Annotated in this window: 21 protein-coding genes and 1 riboswitch; of the genes, 14 read left to right on the forward strand and 7 right to left on the reverse strand. The window is 65.8% G+C overall.

Annotated features, from left to right (window positions below):
* Positions 1–68: 68 nt before the first annotated feature.
* The 3 genes from ahcY to metK form a co-directional block, all read right to left on the reverse strand.
* Positions 69–1,487, reverse strand: a complete 1,419-nt coding sequence (gene ahcY, locus CEY11_RS13900) for an adenosylhomocysteinase (RefSeq protein ID WP_088603995.1) — start codon at positions 1,485–1,487, stop codon at positions 69–71.
* Between the two features lie 74 nt (positions 1,488–1,561).
* Positions 1,562–1,661: riboswitch (S-adenosyl-L-homocysteine riboswitch) on the reverse strand.
* A gap of 29 nt (positions 1,662–1,690) precedes the next feature.
* Entirely contained in the window at positions 1,691–1,930 is a 240-nt protein-coding gene (locus CEY11_RS13905) for a DUF1289 domain-containing protein (protein WP_088603996.1), read from the reverse strand.
* Positions 1,931–2,000: 70 nt separating this feature from the next.
* Positions 2,001–3,176: a methionine adenosyltransferase gene (gene metK / locus CEY11_RS13910; protein ID WP_088603997.1), complete on the reverse strand. Its 1,176-nt coding sequence runs from the start codon at positions 3,174–3,176 to the stop codon at positions 2,001–2,003.
* A 243-nt stretch (positions 3,177–3,419) separates the two neighbouring features.
* Here metK and CEY11_RS13915 point away from each other — a divergent pair, with 243 nt between their 5' ends.
* The 5 genes from CEY11_RS13915 (at position 3,420) to xerC (ending at position 7,994) form a co-directional block, all read left to right on the forward strand.
* On the forward strand, positions 3,420–4,277 hold the full coding sequence (locus CEY11_RS13915) for a lysophospholipid acyltransferase family protein (protein ID WP_088603998.1): 858 nt from the start codon (positions 3,420–3,422) through the stop codon (positions 4,275–4,277).
* Positions 4,274–5,167, forward strand: coding sequence for a lysophospholipid acyltransferase family protein (locus tag CEY11_RS13920; protein ID WP_088603999.1), 894 nt, complete (start codon positions 4,274–4,276; stop codon positions 5,165–5,167). Before CEY11_RS13915 ends, CEY11_RS13920 begins: the two co-directional genes overlap by 4 nt.
* A gap of 103 nt (positions 5,168–5,270) precedes the next feature.
* Positions 5,271–6,164 carry a diaminopimelate epimerase gene (gene dapF / locus CEY11_RS13925; protein ID WP_088604000.1) on the forward strand — a complete coding sequence of 298 codons (894 nt, stop codon included), beginning with the start codon at positions 5,271–5,273 and terminating at the stop codon, positions 6,162–6,164.
* A complete protein-coding gene (locus CEY11_RS13930) occupies positions 6,161–6,829 on the forward strand; it encodes a DUF484 family protein (protein WP_088604001.1) in 669 nt (222 codons plus the stop codon). The genes dapF and CEY11_RS13930 overlap by 4 nt, the downstream gene beginning before the upstream one ends.
* Before the next feature lie 163 nt (positions 6,830–6,992).
* A complete protein-coding gene (gene xerC / locus CEY11_RS13935) occupies positions 6,993–7,994 on the forward strand; it encodes a tyrosine recombinase XerC (RefSeq protein ID WP_088604002.1) in 1,002 nt (333 codons plus the stop codon).
* 36 nt (positions 7,995–8,030) lie between these two features.
* Here the strand turns inward: xerC and CEY11_RS13940 are convergent, their stop codons facing one another.
* From CEY11_RS13940 to CEY11_RS25395, 4 genes are all read right to left on the reverse strand, one after another.
* Complete coding sequence (locus tag CEY11_RS13940; RefSeq protein WP_233154868.1) at positions 8,031–9,053, reverse strand: metal ABC transporter substrate-binding protein; 1,023 nt, start codon at positions 9,051–9,053, stop codon at positions 8,031–8,033.
* A gap of 182 nt (positions 9,054–9,235) precedes the next feature.
* Entirely contained in the window at positions 9,236–10,081 is an 846-nt protein-coding gene (locus tag CEY11_RS13945) for a metal ABC transporter permease (protein ID WP_088604041.1), read from the reverse strand.
* A 47-nt stretch (positions 10,082–10,128) separates the two neighbouring features.
* Positions 10,129–10,845 carry a metal ABC transporter ATP-binding protein gene (locus tag CEY11_RS13950; protein ID WP_088604004.1) on the reverse strand — a complete coding sequence of 239 codons (717 nt, stop codon included), beginning with the start codon at positions 10,843–10,845 and terminating at the stop codon, positions 10,129–10,131.
* Between the two features lie 4 nt (positions 10,846–10,849).
* On the reverse strand, positions 10,850–11,002 hold the full coding sequence (locus CEY11_RS25395; protein WP_158215319.1) for a hypothetical protein: 153 nt from the start codon (positions 11,000–11,002) through the stop codon (positions 10,850–10,852).
* A 125-nt stretch (positions 11,003–11,127) separates the two neighbouring features.
* On the opposite strand from CEY11_RS25395, the gene CEY11_RS13955 reads away from it, so the two are divergent.
* The 9 genes from CEY11_RS13955 to CEY11_RS13995 all read left to right on the forward strand — a co-directional run bounded on the left by CEY11_RS13955 (position 11,128) and on the right by CEY11_RS13995 (position 18,392).
* The gene (locus CEY11_RS13955) at positions 11,128–11,619 is read left to right on the forward strand and encodes a Fur family transcriptional regulator (protein ID WP_088604005.1); all 492 of its coding nucleotides are present in this window, start codon (positions 11,128–11,130) and stop codon (positions 11,617–11,619) included.
* A 225-nt stretch (positions 11,620–11,844) separates the two neighbouring features.
* Positions 11,845–12,978: a CobW family GTP-binding protein gene (locus CEY11_RS13960; RefSeq protein ID WP_088604006.1), complete on the forward strand. Its 1,134-nt coding sequence runs from the start codon at positions 11,845–11,847 to the stop codon at positions 12,976–12,978.
* Between the two features lie 74 nt (positions 12,979–13,052).
* Positions 13,053–13,496, forward strand: a complete 444-nt coding sequence (gene dksA, locus CEY11_RS13965; RefSeq protein WP_233154869.1) for an RNA polymerase-binding protein DksA — start codon at positions 13,053–13,055, stop codon at positions 13,494–13,496.
* A 712-nt stretch (positions 13,497–14,208) separates the two neighbouring features.
* Positions 14,209–14,742 carry an ATP-dependent protease subunit HslV gene (gene hslV / locus CEY11_RS13970; protein WP_088604008.1) on the forward strand — a complete coding sequence of 178 codons (534 nt, stop codon included), beginning with the start codon at positions 14,209–14,211 and terminating at the stop codon, positions 14,740–14,742.
* 44 nt (positions 14,743–14,786) lie between these two features.
* Complete coding sequence (gene hslU, locus CEY11_RS13975; RefSeq protein WP_088604009.1) at positions 14,787–16,118, forward strand: ATP-dependent protease ATPase subunit HslU; 1,332 nt, start codon at positions 14,787–14,789, stop codon at positions 16,116–16,118.
* Positions 16,119–16,360: 242 nt separating this feature from the next.
* On the forward strand, positions 16,361–16,642 hold the full coding sequence (locus CEY11_RS13980) for a copper-binding protein (protein WP_233154879.1): 282 nt from the start codon (positions 16,361–16,363) through the stop codon (positions 16,640–16,642).
* A gap of 81 nt (positions 16,643–16,723) precedes the next feature.
* The gene (locus tag CEY11_RS13985) at positions 16,724–17,164 is read left to right on the forward strand and encodes a GNAT family N-acetyltransferase (RefSeq protein ID WP_088604011.1); all 441 of its coding nucleotides are present in this window, start codon (positions 16,724–16,726) and stop codon (positions 17,162–17,164) included.
* A gap of 85 nt (positions 17,165–17,249) precedes the next feature.
* On the forward strand, positions 17,250–17,810 hold the full coding sequence (locus CEY11_RS13990) for a cob(I)yrinic acid a,c-diamide adenosyltransferase (protein WP_088604012.1): 561 nt from the start codon (positions 17,250–17,252) through the stop codon (positions 17,808–17,810).
* A 57-nt stretch (positions 17,811–17,867) separates the two neighbouring features.
* Entirely contained in the window at positions 17,868–18,392 is a 525-nt protein-coding gene (locus CEY11_RS13995) for a carboxymuconolactone decarboxylase family protein (protein ID WP_088604013.1), read from the forward strand.
* Positions 18,393–18,827: the final 435 nt, after the last annotated feature.

Consider the following 18,827-nt stretch of genomic DNA (forward strand, 5'->3'; position numbering starts at 1 on the left):
CCGGCGCAGCCCGGCAAGGCCGCACAAGCGCCATCAGGCTCGGTGCACCAGCGGCGCCGGGCACCGAATCAATAACGGTAGTGATCGGGCTTGTAGGGGCCGGTCACCGGCACATTAATATACTCGGCCTGCTCGCTGCTGAGCTCGGTCAGGTGCACGCCCAGCTTCTTCAGGTGCAGGCGCGCCACCTTCTCGTCGAGGTGCTTGGGCAGCACATATACCTTGCCGGACTCGTAGGCTTCGCCGCGCGTGTACAGTTCGATCTGGGCGATGGTCTGGTTGGTGAACGAAGCCGACATCACGAACGAGGGGTGGCCGGTGGCGCAGCCCAGGTTCACCAGGCGGCCCTTGGCCAGCAGGATGATGCGGCGGCCAGACGGGAAGATCACGTGGTCGACCTGGGGCTTGATTTCTTCCCACTGCAGGTCTTCGATCGAGGCCACGTCGATCTCGTTGTCGAAGTGGCCGATATTGCAGACGATGGCCTGGTCTTTCATGCGCTCCATGTGCTGGCGGCCGATGACATGGTAATTGCCGGTGGCGGTGACGAAGATGTCGGCCTGGGCCGCCGCTTCTTCCATGGTGACGACGCGATAGCCTTCCATGGACGCCTGCAGGGCGCAGATCGGGTCGATCTCGGTCACCCACACCTGGGCGCGCAGCGCCGCCAGGGCCTGGGCGCAGCCCTTGCCCACGTCGCCGAAGCCGCAGACCACGGCGATCTTGCCCGCCACCATGACGTCGGTGGCGCGCTTGATGCCGTCGACCAGCGATTCGCGGCAGCCGTACAGATTGTCGAACTTGGACTTGGTGACCGAGTCGTTGACGTTGATGGCGGGGAAGGCCAGCTCGCCCTTGCGCGACATCTGGTACAGGCGGTGCACGCCGGTGGTGGTTTCTTCGGTGACGCCCTTGATCTGCGCCAGGCGCGCGGAATACCACTTGGGATCGGCAGCCAGCTTCTGGCGGATGGCGGCGAACAGCACGCGCTCTTCCTCGCTGCCCGGGTTGTCGAGCAGCGCCAGATTGGCCTCGGCGCGGGCGCCCATGTGCAGCAGCAGCGTGGCGTCGCCGCCGTCATCCAGGATCATGTTGGCATGCTGACCGGCGGGCCATTCGAAAATGCGGTGCGTGTACTGCCAGTAGTCTTCCAGGCTTTCGCCCTTGACGGCAAACACGGGCGTGCCGCCGGCGGCGATGGCCGCGGCCGCGTGATCCTGGGTGGAAAAGATATTGCACGAAGCCCAGCGCACCTCGGCACCCAATGCCTTCAAGGTTTCGATCAGCACGGCCGTCTGGATGGTCATGTGCAGGCTGCCGGCAATGCGCGCGCCCTTCAGGGGCTGGCTGGCGGCATATTCTTCGCGCGTGGCCATCAGGCCCGGCATTTCGGTTTCGGCAATGGCGATTTCACGGCGGCCCCAGCCGGCCAGGCCGATGTCGGCGACGACGTAATCGGAAAGTGCAGTTTCAGCGACAGTGTTCATGGTGATTTCCAGTAAACCCTGCGCGCCGGAGAATGGGAACGTATCGTGGCTCACCGTTCCGCCGGCCCGGCAGGAAATGATGAGCGCCGTTCAATCGAGAAACGCTTCCTGAGCCTAGCGGGTGGGCGGGCCATAGCGGCCGGCGCGCTACCCGTCGCAGCGCTCCTCAGGAAAACGGTGATTGTAACGCAGTCGGTGCGGCCCTAGCCGCGGCGCGGGTAGCCTTGCGCGCGGATGCGCACCCACACGGCGCGCTTTTCCTCATCGGACAGGAAGACCCAGTTGGCGACTTCCATGGCGGTGCGTCCGCAGCCGCGGCAGACCTCGTCGTACAGCGTGGAGCACACCGCGATGCAGGGCGAGTCGCTGGGCGCGAGACTGTGCGCATCGTCGCCGTGGCGGCCGCCGGCGTCGCAGCCCCGGGTATCGCGGTCGTCGCTCATGCGCCCGTGCTCCGCCCACGCACACGGCGCCCCCGAGGGGGCCGCGTGCACGGGGTGCAGGCACCGCGCATCATACCGCCAGCTTGATCGCCTGGCGCAGCGCCTGGGCCTTGTCGGTGGCTTCCCAGCTGAACTCGGGCTCGGAGCGGCCGAAGTGGCCGTAGGCGGCGGTCTTGGCGTAGATGGGGCGCAGCAGGTCGAGCATTTCGATGATGCCGCGCGGACGCAGGTCGAAGTGCTCGCGCACCAGACGGGCGATTTGCTCGTCGGGGATGATGCCCGTGCCTTCGGTGTAGACCGTGATGTTGATGGGCTCGGCCACGCCGATGGCATAGCTGACCTGCACCTGGCACTGGCGCGCCAGCCCGGCCGCCACCACGTTCTTGGCCACGTAGCGCGCGGCGTAGGCGGCCGAACGGTCGACCTTGGAGGGGTCTTTGCCCGAGAACGCGCCGCCGCCGTGCGGGCAGGCGCCGCCGTAGGTGTCGACGATGATCTTGCGGCCGGTCAGGCCGCAATCGCCCTGCGGGCCGCCGATCACGAACACGCCGGTGGGGTTCACCAGGTATTTGGTCTGGGCCGTGAGCAGGCCGTCGGGGAAGCTGGGCTTGATGATCTCTTCGATCACGGCTTCCTTGATGGTTTCCTGCGAGACGTCGGGTGCATGCTGCGTGGACAGCACCACGGTGTCGACCTCGGCGGGCTTGCCGTTGACGTAGCGGAAGGTAACCTGCGACTTGGCGTCGGGCCGCAGCCAGGGCAGGCGGCCGTCTTTGCGCAGCTCGCTCTGGCGCTGCACCAGGCGGTGCGCGTACCAGATGGGAGCGGGCATCAGGTCTGGGGTTTCGTCGCAGGCGTAGCCGAACATCAGGCCCTGGTCGCCGGCGCCCTGGTTGAGCAGTTCTTCGGGGCTGCGGTCGACGCCCTGGGCGATGTCGGGCGACTGCTTGTCGTAGGCCACCAGCACCGCGCAGCCCTTGTAGTCGATGCCGAAATCGGTGTTGTCGTAGCCGATGCGCTTGATGGTCTCGCGCGCCACCTGGATGTAGTCGACGTTGGCGGTGGTGGTGATTTCACCGGCAAGCACGACCAGGCCGGTGTTGCACAGCGTTTCGGCGGCAACCCGGGCTTTCGGGTCTTGTTCGAAGATGGCGTCGAGGATGGAATCGGAGATCTGGTCGGCGACCTTGTCGGGATGGCCTTCGGAAACCGATTCGGAAGTGAAGAGGAAATCTGTATTTGCCACGTCTATGCGTTCCTGTGGAAGGCTGCAGGACAGCCCTGAGGTTGAACGGAATGCGTTGCACCTCGGATAGCGTATAGCATGGGAAACGGGGCGCGACGCTTTAGCGGTATTTATACCGCAGCGGCACGCCGCCACGGCCATCGCCCCGCAAGTTGTCGGTTAACTCGGCGATCCATGCCATTTTAAGCGAAAATACGGCTCGACGTATCTTTCCATTGATTTCAAAAGGGTTATTGCCGTTACATGCTGCTGTTTGCGCTACGCCTGCTGGCTGCCCTGCCGCTACCCGTGCTGCACTGCCTGGGCCGCCTGGCGGGCCGGCTGGTCTACGCCATGCCGGGCCGCTATCGCCGCCGGCTGCGGGCCAACGCCGCGCAGGCGGGCTACCCGCAGCCGGCCTTCGCGCGCCGCGCGGCGGCCGAGACCGGCGCCATGATCATGGAAATGCCCAAGGTCTGGCTGCGCCCGCGGCAATGCGCGCAGCGCATCGTCGCCGACGACGCGGTGGTGCAGGCCGCCGTGGCCGAGGGCCGCGGTGTGCTGTACCTGACCCCGCACCTGGGCTGCTTCGAGATCACCGCGCGCCACGTCATGCGCTACGGCCCGATCACGGTCATGTTCCGTCCGCCGCGCGCCGCCTTCCTGGCCCCGGCCATGGAGGCCGTGCGCAATCTGTCGGGCCTGCGCGCCGTGCCCGCCACCATGCAGGGGGTGCGCGAGTTCGTGCGCGCCCTGCGCCGCGGCGAATCGGTGGGCCTGCTGCCCGACCAGGCGCCGGGCAGCGGCGAGGGCGTCTGGGCACCGTTTTTCGGCAGGCCCGCCTACACCATGACGCTGGCCGGCAAGCTCGCCACGCAGACCGGCGTGCCAGTGATACTGGGCGCAGCAGAGCGCCTGCCGCGCGGCCGCGGCTGGCGCATCCACTGCCTGCGCCTGCCCGAGCCGCTGCCGGCCGACGCGGCGGCGCAGGCGGCGCTGTTGAATCACCACATGGAGGCCCTGATCCGGCGCTTTCCGCAGCAATACCTGTGGAGCTACAACCGCTACAAGGTGCCCAAGGGCGCGCCGCCTCCCCCCGAACCGGAATCACAAGAAGCATGAGTTCGATCAAGCTGCGCCTGCTGCGGGCGGTCTTTACCCATTTCGGCCACTGCGGCACCGCCAGCCGGCTGCGCTGGGGCCGCGCCCTGGGCTGGCTGGCCCCGCGCCTGCTGAAGTCGCGCGCGCACGTCGTGCGCACCAATCTGCGGCTGTGCTTTCCCGAACACAGCGAGGACGAGCGCGAGGCCTGGCTGCGGCGGCACTTCCGGCTGCTGGCGCAATCCGTAGTCGACCGCGGCCTGCTGTGGTTCGGCAGCGTCGAAGACATCACCGCCGCCATCGACATCCGCGGACTGGAACACCTGGAACGCCTGCTGGCCGCCAAGCGGCCCATCCTGATGCTGGCGCCGCACTTCATCGCCCTGGACGCGGCCGCCACGCGCCTGACGGAATTCCTCGAACGCGCGGCCACGCTGTACACACCGCAAAGCGACCCGGACGTGGATCGCATAGTGCGCGACGGCCGGGCCCGCTTCAACGACGTACGGCTGCTCAGCCGCCGCGACGGCGTGCGCGGCCTGATCCGCCAGTTGCGCCAGGGCGTGCCCATCTATTACCTGCCCGACATGGACTTCGGCCGCCAGGGCGCGATATTCGTGCCCTTCTTCGGCATACCCGCCGCCACCATACCGGCCACCGCCCAGATCGCCCGCGCCTGGGACGCCGCGGTGGTGCCCATCGTCAGCCGGCTGGACGAAGCCAGCGGGCGCTACAGCGTGGACGTGCTGGCGCCGCTGGACGACTTCCCGGGCGACGACGACCCGCAGCAGGCCACGCGGCGCATCAACGAGCTGCTGGAGCAATGGGTGCGGAGCGATCCCGCGCAGTATTACTGGGTGCACCGGCGCTTCAAGACCCGGCCGCAGCAAAGCGACAAGAAATTCTATTGACTTGCGAATTGCCGCGCCGGCGGCGCCAGCCACCTTGCAGCAGCCTGTGCCGCAGCGGGCCACAGGGGGCTATGGGGCTCCGAATTAAGCGATAATCGCGGACATGATCTGGAATTTCACGAAAATGCAGGGCGCCGGCAACGACTTCGTCGTACTCGACGGCGTGCGCCAGCACATCGAAATGACGCCCGAACGCGCCCGCGCGCTGGGCGACCGCCATTTCGGCATAGGCGCCGACCAGATCCTGCTGGTCGAGGCCCCCAGCCACCCCGAAGCCGATTTCCGCTACCGCATCTTCAATTGCGACGGCAGCGAGGTCGAGCACTGCGGCAACGGCGCGCGCTGCTTCGTGCGCTTCGTGCACGAGCAGCGGCTGTCCGGACGCAATCCCCTGAGGGCCGAGATCGCCACCGGCCTGCTGGTGCTCGACCAGGGCGCAGACGGCGAGGTGCGGGTGGACATGGGCCAGACCCGCTTCGAACCCGAGGCGCTGCCCTTCGACACGCAAGGCCTGGCTTCGCGCCCCTGCCACGACGACACGCTGTGGACGCTGCCCCTGGCCGACGGATCCAGCCCCGAGCTTTCCCTGGTCGCCATCTCCAATCCGCACGCGGTGCAGGTGGTCGACGACGTCGACGCCGCGCCGGTGGCCACGCAGGGCCCGCTGATCGAATCCCATCCGCGCTTCGCGCAGCGCGTCAACGCCGGCTACATGCAGGTGCTGAACCGCAACGAGATCAGGCTGCGCGTCTATGAGCGCGGCGCCGGCGAGACGCTGGCCTGCGGCACCGGCGCCTGCGCCGCGGTGGCCGCCGGCATCCGCCGCGGCCTGCTCGACAGCCCGGTACGGATCCATGCCCGCGGCGGCCTGCTGACCGTGGCCTGGGACGGCCGGCACCTGCGCATGCAGGGCCCTGCCGTCACCGTATTCCAGGGCCAAGTCGACATCGACGCCCTGACCGCCTCATTCAACTCCAAGGAGCCCGCCCAACCATGAACACCGACAGCATTTCCGCGGCAGATATCGCCCTGTTCCTGCAAGAGAACCCCGATTTCCTGCAGGAACATGCCGATGTGTTCGCCGGCCTGCGCGTGCCCCACCCCCACGAGGCGCGCGCCATTTCGCTGGGCGAGCGGCAGATCCTGACCTTGCGCAACAAGGCCAAAGACCTGGAATGGAGGCTGTCCACCCTGGTGCACAACGCGGCGGCCAACGAAAAAATCAGCAAGTCGCTGCACGCCTGGTGCGCACGCATGCTGGCCGAGCGCGACGCGGCGCTGCTGCCCAGCCATGTGGTGCAGAGCCTGGGCAGCCTGTTCGAACTGCCCGGCATCGCCCTGCGCCTGTGGGACGTGCCCGGCCTGGGCGAAGGCGACTACACCCAAGGGGTCGACAATCTGGTCAAAGATTTCGCCGCCGCACTGGCCCAGCCCTATTGCGGCCCGCTGCGCGGCCAGCAGGTGGCATCCTGGCTGGCTGCGCCACCCGCCTCGCTGGCCATCGTGGCGCTGCGCGCGCCCGGGTCGCAGACGCCCTTCGGACTGCTGGTGCTGGGCTCGGACGACGCCCACCGCTTCACCGAGGACATGGGCACGGCCTTCCTGGATACGCTCGGCGAACTGGCCGGCGCGGCGCTTAGCCGCCTGCGCGCCGCGGCCTGACATATGCCGTCCTGCCTGGTGCACCGTTTGCGTACTGTTCGGCCCATATTCCAGCATAGGGGTCGAGCACGGCAGAAGGGCTGACCAAGCACGACACCGACCCAGGCACCCGACAAGACGCCAACCCAGACACCAGCCCAAGCGCCCGCCAGAGCCAGCCGCCATGCCGCAAACCCGCCCGCACTCCGCCAAGACGCCAGCGCGCGGCGACGCCGCGGCGCTGCCCGCTTCCATGGAACAATGGCTGCAGCACCTGCAGGCCAACCGCCGCTATTCCGCCCATACGGTCGCGGGCTACCGCCGCGACCTGCGCCTGCTGCTGGACTGCCAGCCCGCCACCCCCCTGGAACGCATGGGCGAAAGCCACATCCGCAGCTCGATCGCCAGGCTGCACGCACAGGGACTGAAACCGCGCAGCCTGGCGCGCGCGCTGGCGGCCTGGCGCGGCTTCTATCAATGGTGGGCGCCGCAGGCCGGCCTGGGCGGCAACCCGGCCGCAGGCGTGCGCGCACCCAAAATTGCTCGCAGCCTGCCCAAGGCCCTGTCGGTCGAACAGGCCCAGGTGCTGCTGGATCATCCCGGCCTGCCCGCCGCCGACACCCCAGTGCAATGCCGCGACCAGGCCATGTTCGAAATCCTTTATTCCAGCGGCCTGCGCCTGGCCGAGCTGGTCGGCCTGGACTGGCGCTATACGCGCGAAGGCGGCTACGAGTCACAGAGCTGGATCCAGCTCGACGAAAAAGAGGCCGTGGTCAAGGGCAAGGGCGGCAAGACCCGCAGCGTGCCGCTGGGCGGCAAGGCGGTCGTTGCAATACGCCGCTGGCTGGAAGTGCGCGCGCAACTGGCGCAGGCTGAGGGCGCGTCCAGCGCCGACGCCGCGGCGCTGTTCGTGGGCACGCGCGGCCGGCGCATTGCGCCGCGGGTGGTGCAGCTGCAGCTCGACAAGCTCGCTCTGCGGGCCGGGCTGCCGGTGCACGTGCATCCGCACATACTGCGCCACAGCTTCGCCAGCCACATGCTGCAATCGGCGCAAGACCTGCGCGCCGTGCAGGACATGCTGGGGCACGCGAACATTTCCACGACGCAGATCTATACCCGCCTGGACTACCAGCACCTGGCCAAGGTGTACGACCAGGCGCACCCGCGCGCCACGCGCAAGCGCTGAAGGCGCCGCGCCGCCCTTTCCGAGCGCGAATCCGTATCAATGCTGCTTCGGATCCAGGGCGTAGATCAGCTTGCCGGCATTCCATTCGAACATGCCGAGATAGGTGCCGGCGGGCTGATCCGGCGCGGCCAGCGCGTCCGAATACAGCTCGCCGCCCATCTTGGCGCCGGTTTCCCGCGCGATCTGCTGGATCAGCTTCGGGTTGGTGACGTTCTCGAGAAACACCGCGGGCACGTGCTGCTTCTTGATCTGGTCTATGAGCCTGGCCATTTCCTTGGCTGAGGGTTCGGCCTCGTTGGAAATACCGGTGGCCGCAATGAACTGCACGCCGTAGGCCAGCCCGAAATAGCCGAAGGCGTCGTGCGAGGTCACGACCTTGCGCCGCGCCTCGGGAATCGCGGCCAGCGCCTGCTTGAGCTTGGCATCCAGCGCCTTGATCTGGGCGATGTACATATTGGCGTGCGACTGATAGTCGGCCGCGTGCGCGGGGTCGGCCTTGATCAGGCCGGCGGTGATGTTCTGCACGTATATCAGGCCATTGCTCAGGCTTTGCCAAGCGTGCGGGTCGATATCGGTCGGCGCCCGCTGCCGTTCGTGGCCGTGCCTGGCATGGCGCTCTTCGGCCCGCTCCAGGGCCTGCTCGCCGGCGCTCAGGCGGCGCGGCGTGATGCCGCGCGTGGCTACCACTTCAAGACCCTTGAACCCCGAGGCCTGCACCAGGCGCGGCATCCAGGTTTCGAATCCCAGGCCGTTGACCACCAGCAGCTGCGCGTGGGCCAGGGCCTTGGAATCCTTGGGGCTGGGCTCGAAATCGTGCACGTCGCCGTTGGGCCCGACGATGGTCGTAAGGGCGATATGATCGCCGCCGATCTGCTGCACCATGTCGCCCAGCACGGAAAAGCTGGCCACGACCCGCAGCGGCGCGCCGCCCGGCGCGGGGTCGGCAGCCGCTGCCGGCACCGCGGCCGACAAGAGCATGGCCCCTGCCAGCACCGCCAGCATGCGGCCGCTGCGGCCGCGCACATCCGCGCACATGTCCCCTACCCATTTCCTCAACATAGACTTCTCCGTGCTGTGCAGGCGAGCCGCCCGATCAAAGATTCCACTCGAACACATAAGCGTATTGGTAATCAGGAGTATCAAGGCTGTGTGAAATATATATGCCAGTGTCAATAATATGTACATAGGCCATATGGGCTGCTGCGGCCGGCACGCGCGCCATCATGCGCATGACGGGCGCCTCAGCCCACGATCTCGGCCAGGCGCCGGCGCCGCGCGCGCGCCTGGCGTGCCGCCTGCAGCAGCCCGCCGTACGGGCCCAGCGCCACCGACAGGAAATAGACCGCGCCGGCCGACAGGATAATAGCCGGAGAAGCGGGCACGTCCGCGTGGTACGAAATCAGCAAGCCGAAAAACGAAGCGGCGCTGCCGATCAGGCCGGCCAAAACCATCTGGCGGCCGGCGCTGCGCGCCCAGAAACGCGCGGCCGTGGCCGGCAGCATCATGATGCCCACCACCATCAGGGTGCCCAGCACCTGGAACCCCGCCACCAGCGTCAGCACCAGCAATACCAGGAACACCATGTGGCTGAGCGAACCCGCACCGCGCTGCGCGCGCAGAAAGCCCGGATCCAGGCACTCTACGACCAGCGGCCGGAAAATCACCGCCATGACCAGCAGCGTGACGCTGCTGGTGGCCGTCACCAGCAGCAGCGAGGCGTCGTCCAGCCCCAGCACGGTACCGAACAACACATGGATCAGATCCATATTGGAGCCGCGCAGCGATACCAGCAGCACGCCCAGGCCCAGCGACACCAGGTAAAAGGCCGCGAAGCTGGCGTCTTCGCGCAAGGGGGTCAGGCGCGCCACGGCGCCGGCCAGCAGGGCCACCACCAGCCCGGTCACCAGGCCGCCGATGGTCATGGCGCTGAGCGACAGCCCGGCGGTAAGAAAGCCCACCGCCACGCCCGGCAAAATGGCATGGGCCATGGCGTCGCCCATCAGGCTCATGCGCCGCAGCACCAGGAACACGCCCAGCGGGCCCGCGGCAAAGGCCAGGGCGAAAGAACCGGCCAGCGCCCTGCCCATGAAGCCATAGTGCAGGAACGGCTCGATCAGCAGGTGGTAGAGCCAGCTCACCGGTAGTCTCCCGCGCACAGGTGCCGCGCCAAGTGCAGGTTTTCGGGCGTGAGAACCTCGGCCGTAGGCCCCCAGGCCACGGCCTGGCCGGCCATCAGCAGCGTCCGGGGGAACATTTCGCGCACCATGTCGAGATCGTGCAGTACGGCGATCACGGTGCGGCCCTCTTGGTGCCAGCGGCGCAGCAGGGCCATCAGATCCTCGGTGGTGGCGCGGTCGACGGCGGCGAAGGGTTCGTCCAGCAGCAGGGTATGGGCGTCCTGCAGCAGCAGGCGGGCGAACAGGGCGCGCTGCAGCTGGCCGCCGGACAGGGTGCCGACGATGCGCGCAGCGAAGTCGGCCAGGCCCACGGTATCGAGGGCCTGCCAGACCCGTTCGCGCTCGGCGGCGCCGAAGCCCTTCCAGGCGCCGACACGGCGCCAGGCGCCCATGGCCACCAGGTCGAAGGTGCTGATGGGAAAGCTGCGATCCAGTTCACCCGACTGCGGCAGGCATGCCATGTCGCGGCCCGGGTCGCCGGCCAGGCGGATTTCGCCGCGCAGCGGGTTGAGCACTCCCATGATGCCCTTGAGCAGGGTCGATTTGCCCGCGCCATTGGGGCCGACGATGGCGGTAAGCGTGCCGCGCCCGAAGGCGCCGCTGACGTCGCGCACGGCCACGCGGTCGCGCCAGCCTAGGCTGACCTGATCCAGTTCGATGGCCGCCGCGTCCATGGTTTCAGAATGCCAGCCAGCCCATCGCCCAGCCGGTCAGCGCCCACATGGCGACAACCACCAGCGCTACGCGCGCCACGCGCGCGCCGCAGGACGCAAGCAGCGTGGATCCGGAGCGTTTGCGGGCCGGACGATCGGGTACGGTGGGGTGCGGCATGGGGTGTAGCGGCGCGGGTGAGGTTTGGTTATGGCAGGCCGTTATGTTATAACATAACCATTCTAACATTAGCTTGAAAGGACGGAATCCGGCCGGCCGCGCCAGGGCCGCAAGCATTCAACGCCATGTCCCACGAACCATTGCCGCCCTTTGCAGTCGCGCAGCAGCTCGACACGGCCGAAACGCTGTGCCTGCAGCGCGGCAAGCGCCTGACGCCGATCCGCCGCAAGGTACTGGAGATCTTGTTGCGCAGGCAGCGCAGCCTGAAGGCCTACGAACTGCTGGACGAAATCCGCCGCGAGCAGGCCGGGGCCGCGCCGCCCACGGTCTACCGCGCGCTGGATTTCCTGGTCGAGGAAGGGCTGATCCACAGGCTGGACGCCGTCAATGCCTGGGCGGCCTGCCTGGACGCGGCGGGCGAGCCGCACGATCTGCTAGTGGTTTGCACGCGCTGCGGCGCGGTGGCGGAACTCAGCGACCCGGAACTCAGCCGAGAATTGGCGCGCAGGGTGGCCGGGGCGGGTTTCGTGCTGGCCGGGCACGAGACCGAGCTGCAGGCGCTGTGCGGCAACTGCAGCGGCCAGCAGCACCCGCTGGCGCACCGCCATCCGCACTGAATACTGCGTGCCCGCGGGCCTGTTGCCCGCGCCTACGGACACAGTCGGCCATATGTCGGGCACAATCGGCCATATACCGGAATAATGTAAGCAATTCCAGTTGTGTTTGCTCTAAAACGCGTGCTGTGCTGTAATCGCACGTTGAATTTTTTCTTTCGCGGTGCAAAATCGTAGCGCCACTGCCCGAGCGTCTTCTCTTTTGACCCGCGACCAGCGAGGCCCATAATGCAAGCCGCTACAGTCGTAGACAAGATGGTGCCGGTCACAGTACTTACCGGTTTTCTCGGCGCAGGCAAGACTACCCTGCTCAAACGTATCCTGAACGAGGAGCACGGCCAGCGCATTGCCGTGATCGAAAATGAGTTCGGGCCCGAGAATATCGACCATGAACTGCTGGTGCAGGAACGCGAAGAGCAGATCGTCGAGCTGAGCAACGGTTGTGTGTGCTGCACGATACGCGGCGATTTGATGCGTGCGCTGCTTGACCTGCGCGCCAAGCGCGAGGCCGGCGCGCTGTCTTTCGAGCGCGTGGTGATCGAAACCACGGGCATGGCGAACCCGGGCCCGGTCTGCCAGACTTTTTTCATGGACGACGAGATCGCCGAGTACTATCGGCTGGACGCCGTCATTACGGTGGTCGACGCCAAGCACGGCATGGAAACGCTCGACCGCCAGGAAGAAGCGCAGAAGCAGGTGGGCTTTGCAGATCGCATCCTGGTTTCGAAGAAAGACCTGGTGAACGAGGCCGATTATCAGGCACTGCGTTCGCGCCTGGTGCACATGAATCCGCGCGCACCGATCACGCCGGTGCATTTCGGCGAGGCCGACATCAAGAATCTGCTGGATGTCAGCGGCTTCAATCTGAATACGATTCTGGACATCGACCCGGAATTCCTGGCGGCCGAGCACCCGGATGCGGCGCACGACCACGAGCACCATCATGGCCACGACCATGATCATGGGCATGGCCATGAACACGAGCACGAGCACGAGCACGATGAAGAGTGCGGCGAGCATTGCGGGCATGCGCATCATGATCATCATCATGCGCACCACGACGACAGCATAGGTGCGTTCGTGTTCCGTTCGAACAAGGCGTTCGATCCGGAGCGCCTCGAGGAATTCCTCAGCGGCATTGTGCAGGTCTATGGGCCCGACCTGCTGCGCTACAAGGGCGTGCTGTACCTGAAAGGGATCAATCGGCGTATGCTGTTCCAGGGTGTGCACATGATGATGGGCGCGGAACCGGGCAAGCCGTGGATGTCGAACGAGAAACCCAATACCAAGATGGTATTTATTGGCAAGAAGCTCCCCGAGGAGATTTTCACCCGGGGCTTGGAACAATGCCTGGCGGCGTGACCATTTTTACGCGGAGACTGCAGCAAAGGGTCGCGAGAGCCAAAGCACTATTAGATAGATAAAAGGGGTACATCATGGCAAGCAAATCTGCAGCCACAGCCGTCCACCATTCCATCATGACGGAAGAGGAACTGTTGGCGATGCCCGAGTCCGACTACATGAATGAGGCGCAGCTGGCGTTTTTCCGCGACCGCCTGAAGCAGTTGGAGCAAGACATCATCAATAATGCCGGCGCGACTACGGAGAATCTGCGTGAAACCCAGTTCGTGCCGGATCCCGCTGATCGCGCCACCATCGAGGAAGAGCATGCGCTGGAGCTGCGCACGCGCGACCGCGAGCGCAAGTTGTTGAAGAAGGTGCAGCAGTCGATTGCCCGCATCGATACGGGCGAATACGGGTGGTGCGAGGAAACTGGCGAGCCCATCGGGCTGCCGCGCCTGCTGGCGCGGCCGACGGCGACGCTGTCGCTGGAGGCGCAGGAACGGCGCGAGATGCGGCAGAAGCTGTACGGGGATTGATTGCCTGGTTGGTTTCTTGCGGCTCTTTCTTTCTGAATGGTCTTTCCCCAGGGCTGCGGTCTTGGGGTCTCTGGGCGTAGGGGTTGTTGCTTTAGGACTCGTGCTTTGGGTTCTTGACCCGCGCCGCGGGCGGCAGGGCCACGCCGGCTCGCTCGCCCGGTGCCGGCTGCGCCGGCACTGCCCTTGACCTCCGGACGTTTTGGGGGCGGTCAGCAAACTCGCAACGCGGCCAGTCCCCCGGACTGGCCGCACCCTTGTTGCTCGAACAGTGCTTCCCTTGCCTCCCCCAAAACGCCCTACGGTGGCGGCGGGCTCGGACGAGCCGGCGTGGCCCTGCCGCCCGCGGCGCTAGATGGTGGCGTGGTTAGGGAAGGTGCCGGTGGTGCCTGTTCGTGGATTCCGAAGCGCCTTGCGGTGGTGCTGGTGGGCTCGGGCGAAGCCGCCTGGTGCTGCCTGGCGCTGCCGCTTGCGGCGCTGAACGCTGGCGTGGTTACGGAAGCTGCCGGTAATACCTGCCCGCGGCTTTTTGAAGTGAGTGGCTGTAGCGGCGGTGGGCTTGGACGGGCCGACCTGGCCCTGGCGCCCACGGCACTGGATGGTGGCCTGGGTGGGTTTGCTCCTTCTTTCTCTTGTATTCCGCCTGCGGAAATTCGCGTGGCCCCTTGAATTCGGGGCAAGCGCCCCCATGTAGTCCTTTCACAGGAAGGATTCCATGGAACAATTTCACGCCACCACCATTATTTGCGTGCGCCGCGGCAACGAGGTTGCCCTGGGGGGCGACGGCCAGGTTACGCTGGGCAATATTGTCGTCAAGGGCACTGCGCGCAAGATCCGCAAGCTCTATCATGACAAGGTGCTCGCGGGCTTCGCGGGCGCCACGGCCGATGCCTTCACGCTGCAGGAACGCTTCGAGGCCAAGCTGGAAAAGCACCAGGGGCACTTGATGCGCGCGGCGGTCGAACTGACGCGCGACTGGCGCACCGACCGGGTGCTGCGGCGGCTGGAGGCCATGCTGATCGTGGCCGACCACGAACACACTCTGGTACTGACCGGCAACGGCGATGTGCTGGAGCCCGAGCACGGCATGGCAGCCATAGGCTCGGGCGGGGCCTACGCGCAGTCAGCCGCGCTGGCGCTGCTGCAGAACACGGAAATGGCCCCAGCCGACATCGTCAAGAAGTCTCTGGAGATCGCCGGCGATCTGTGTATCTACACCAACCAGAACCACACCATCGAAACTCTTTGAAGCGCTGAACTCTTCAACGCGCCGAAATACACAGGTTCCGCACCATGTCTGCAACTACCATGACTCCCGGGGAAATCGTCTCCGAACTCGACAAGAACATCGTCGGGCAGAACCGCGCCAAGCGCTCTGTGGCGGTGGCGCTGCGCAACCGCTGGCGCCGCCAGCAGGTGCCCGAGCCGCTGCGCCACGAGATTCTGCCCAAGAACATCCTGATGATCGGGCCCACGGGCGTGGGCAAGACCGAGATCGCGCGGCGGCTGGCGCGGCTGGCGAATGCGCCGTTCATCAAGATCGAGGCCACCAAGTTCACGGAAGTGGGCTATGTGGGCCGCGATGTGGACACCATCATCCGCGATCTGGTGGAAATTTCCATCAAGCAGACCCGCGACGTCGAGATGCGCCGGGTGCGCACGCAGGCCGAGGACGCGGCCGAAGACCGTATCCTGGACGTGCTGGTGTCGCCGGCGCGCGATGCCCAGGGCCAGCCGCAGCGCGAAGAAAACAATGCGCGCCAGACTTTCCGCAAGCGGCTGCGCGAGGGCAAGCTGGACGCGATGGAAATCGAGATCGAGGTCGCCCAGATGGCGCCGCAGATGGAGATCATGGCGCCTCCGGGCATGGAAGAAATGACCGAGCAGCTCAAGGGCATGTTCGCCGGGCTGGGCCGCGACAAGAAGAAGGCCCGCAAGATGTCGGTGAAGGAAGCGTTCAAGCTGCTGGTCGAGGAAGAGGCCTCGCGTCGTATCAATGAAGAAGACTTGCGCACCACTGCCGTGACGAATGCCGAACAGAATGGCATTGTGTTCCTGGACGAGATCGACAAGATCGCCACGCGCCAGGAACACGGCGGCGGCGATGTGTCGCGCCAGGGCGTGCAGCGCGACTTGCTGCCGCTGGTCGAAGGCACCACGGTCAGCACCAAGTACGGTGTGGTGCGCACCGACCATATTCTTTTCATTGCCTCGGGCGCGTTCCATCTGTCGCGGCCGTCCGACCTGATACCCGAGCTGCAGGGGCGCTTTCCGATTCGCGTGGAGCTGGATTCGCTGTCGGCGGAAGATTTCGTGCGCATCCTGTGCGAGACCGATTCTTCGCTGACCAAACAGTACAGCGCGCTGCTCGCCACCGAGGGCGTCATGCTGGACTTCACCGACGAGGGTGTGAAGCGCCTGGCCGAGCTGGCCTTCGAGGTCAATGAGCGCACCGAGAATATCGGCGCGCGGCGCCTGTATACGGTAATGGAAAAGCTGCTGGAAGACTTGTCCTTCGACGCCACCGCCAGCAGTGGGCAGACGGTGACCATAGACGCGGAATACGTCAACCGCCAGCTCGAGGAAGCGGCTGCGAGCCAGGATCTGGCACGCTATGTGTTGTAGCCGTTCGTAACTGAGCTGCGGCAAGCCGCAGGCCCACCGCAGATTCTCGGCCTGCGCCGTCGTCCGCCTCTTTGCGAGCAACTACGCGAAGCCGGCTGGCAGATGCGGGCGGGATGCCCCGCAGATGGCTATGCTGTATTCTTTCAGGATACAAGAAAGGTACAAGGGCAATTGACAATCGCAGTGCGCCGGCCAGGCCGGCGCCACGGGATTCTGATATGAACACATCCAATCAGGCATGGATGGGCGTGCTGGCCGCCGTTCTGGCCGCTGCGCCGGCCGTCCACGCGGCAACGGCGCCGGCCCAAGAAGCATCGGGCTCGGGCGAGGTGCGGCGCATCGATGCCGCGGCGGGCAAGATCACGATCAAGCAGGGCGCGATTTCCGACCTGCAGCTGCCGGCCATGACACTGGTGTACCACATCGACCCTGCGCTGCTGAAAAACATCCGCCCTGGCGACAAGGTCAGCTTCACTGCCACGCGCAAGGGTGGACAGTATGTGGTCACGCGCATCAGTAAATAGCGGGAGCGACGACAGGTGGATACGCAAGGCTACGAACTTAGACAAGCACACGCACAAGATGCGGCGCAGATTCATGCGCTGATGCGGGAGATGGCCGAGTTCGAGAACCTGACCGATATCTTCCACGCCACCGAAACCAGCCTCCGCCAGAACCTGTTCGGCGCACAGCCCGCGGCGCATACCCTGGTGGCGCACCCCGAGGGCCAGCCCGGCCACATCGTCGCCTATGTGCTGTGGTTCCACAATTATTCAAGCTTCCTCGACAAGCGCGGGCTGTACCTGGAAGACATCTATGTGCAGGCCGCGCACCGCGGCCGCGGCATAGGACGCATGGTGCTGCGGCACCTGGCGCGCCTGGCTCTGGAGCTGGACTGCGGCCGCTTCGAATGGAGCGTGCTGGACTGGAACCGCAATGCCATCGATTTCTATGAAAGCCATGGCGCCAGTGTGCTGCCCGACTGGCGCATCGTGCGCCTGACCGGCGAGCCGCTGCGGCGGCTGGCCGAATCCCCGCAGCGCTAATGGCCGTCGCGAGGGTTTGCAATGCTGTACGGGCAGTACATGCACCGAACTTGAGCCCACAGATCAACCAGACAGGACACCAACCATGGCCAACCGGCTTTCGGTGATCGCCACCCGCGCCGGCGATTCGGGTAACACCAGCCTGGGCGACGGCAGCCGCGTAGGCAAGGATGCGCCACGCATCGCCGCGCTGGGCGAGGTCGACGAGCTGAACAGCGCCATCGGGCTATGGCGCACCGAAGCCCTGCCGCCGGCCGTGGACACCCTGCTTGGCCGCATCCAGAACGACTTGTTCGACCTGGGCGCGGAACTGTGTATTCCCGGGCACGAGGTGCTGCAGGCCCGGCACGTGCAGGCGCTGGACGAGGCGCTGGCCCGCTACAACGGCAAGCTGCCGCCCCTGCGCGAATTCATCCTGCCCGGCGGCTCGCGTGCCGCGGCGCTGGCCCACATGGCGCGCAGCATCTGCCGGCGCGCCGAGCGCGCGGTCGTTGCCCTGGGCCGCGCCGAGCCGGTACGCGACGCTCCAAGGCAATACCTGAATCGCCTCTCCGACCTGTGCTTCGTACTGGCACGCACCCTGAACCGGGAGCAAGGCGGCGCAGACGTGCTCTGGCAGCGTGAACAGCCACCCGATACGGCCTAATATAACCACCAAGACAAATCCAACCTGGGCTGCAAGCCCGTAACCGCAAGGAATGACATGGCACGCCTGCCCTACGCCGACCTTACCCACCCCGACGCAAAACCCCTGGTAGACCAGATCGTCGCCGAACGCGGCAGCGTGCTGCATCTGTACCAGATGCTGCTGCACAGCCCCGAAATCGCCCGCGGCTGGCTGGGCTACCTGACCGCCATCCGCCAGCGCAGCTCGCTGCCCGGCGCCCTGCGCGAAATGGTGATCATGCGCGTCGCCGTGCTCAATGGCGCCCCCTACGAAGCGGATCAGCACGGCCCCATCGCCCTGAAAGAAGGCATGACTCAGGCCCAGCTCGACGCCCTCGACAACTGGAACGAATCGTCCCTGTTCAGCGACCGGGAACGCGCGGTACTGGCCTACACCGACGCCATGACGCGCCAAATACAAGTTCCCGCCGAGGTGGCCGGCGCCGTCAAATCGTATTTCGACGCCAAGCAAATGGTGGAACTCACCGCCACCATCGGCGCCTACAACATGGTGTCCCGCTTCCTGGAAGCCCTGGACATCCACTCGGACGACAAGCGCTGATCCTGCTCAAGCCGGGACAGCCTCGTCCCGGCTCGAGCACTTTCAGTTCAGGCCTTTACACCTTTCGAGGCACTGCTCCAGACAAGTATCACGGAAAATCCATAAACATTTGAGCTCTAACGTCGCGGGTGGCAGAGCCAGGCAGCTTCGCCCAAGCCCACCAGCACCGCAAGGCGCTTCGGAGGCCACGAACAGGCACCACCAGCACCTTCCCTAACCGCGCCACCATCTAGCGTCGCGGGCGGCAGGGCCAGGCCGGCTCGTCCGAGCCCGCCGCCACCGTAGGGCGTTTTGGGGGAGGCAAGGGAAGCACTGTTTGTTGTGGTCAAGTTTTAGTAGACAGTTTAAAGCGAGTTTTTTGGGCTTCTACTTGCTCATAGGCGTCGGGGGCTAAGTACCCCAATGTGGAATGTATGCGAACGGGGTTATAAAACA

It is taken from the genome of Candidimonas nitroreducens (genome assembly GCF_002209565.1).
GTDB lineage: Bacteria > Pseudomonadota > Gammaproteobacteria > Burkholderiales > Burkholderiaceae_B > Candidimonas > Candidimonas nitroreducens.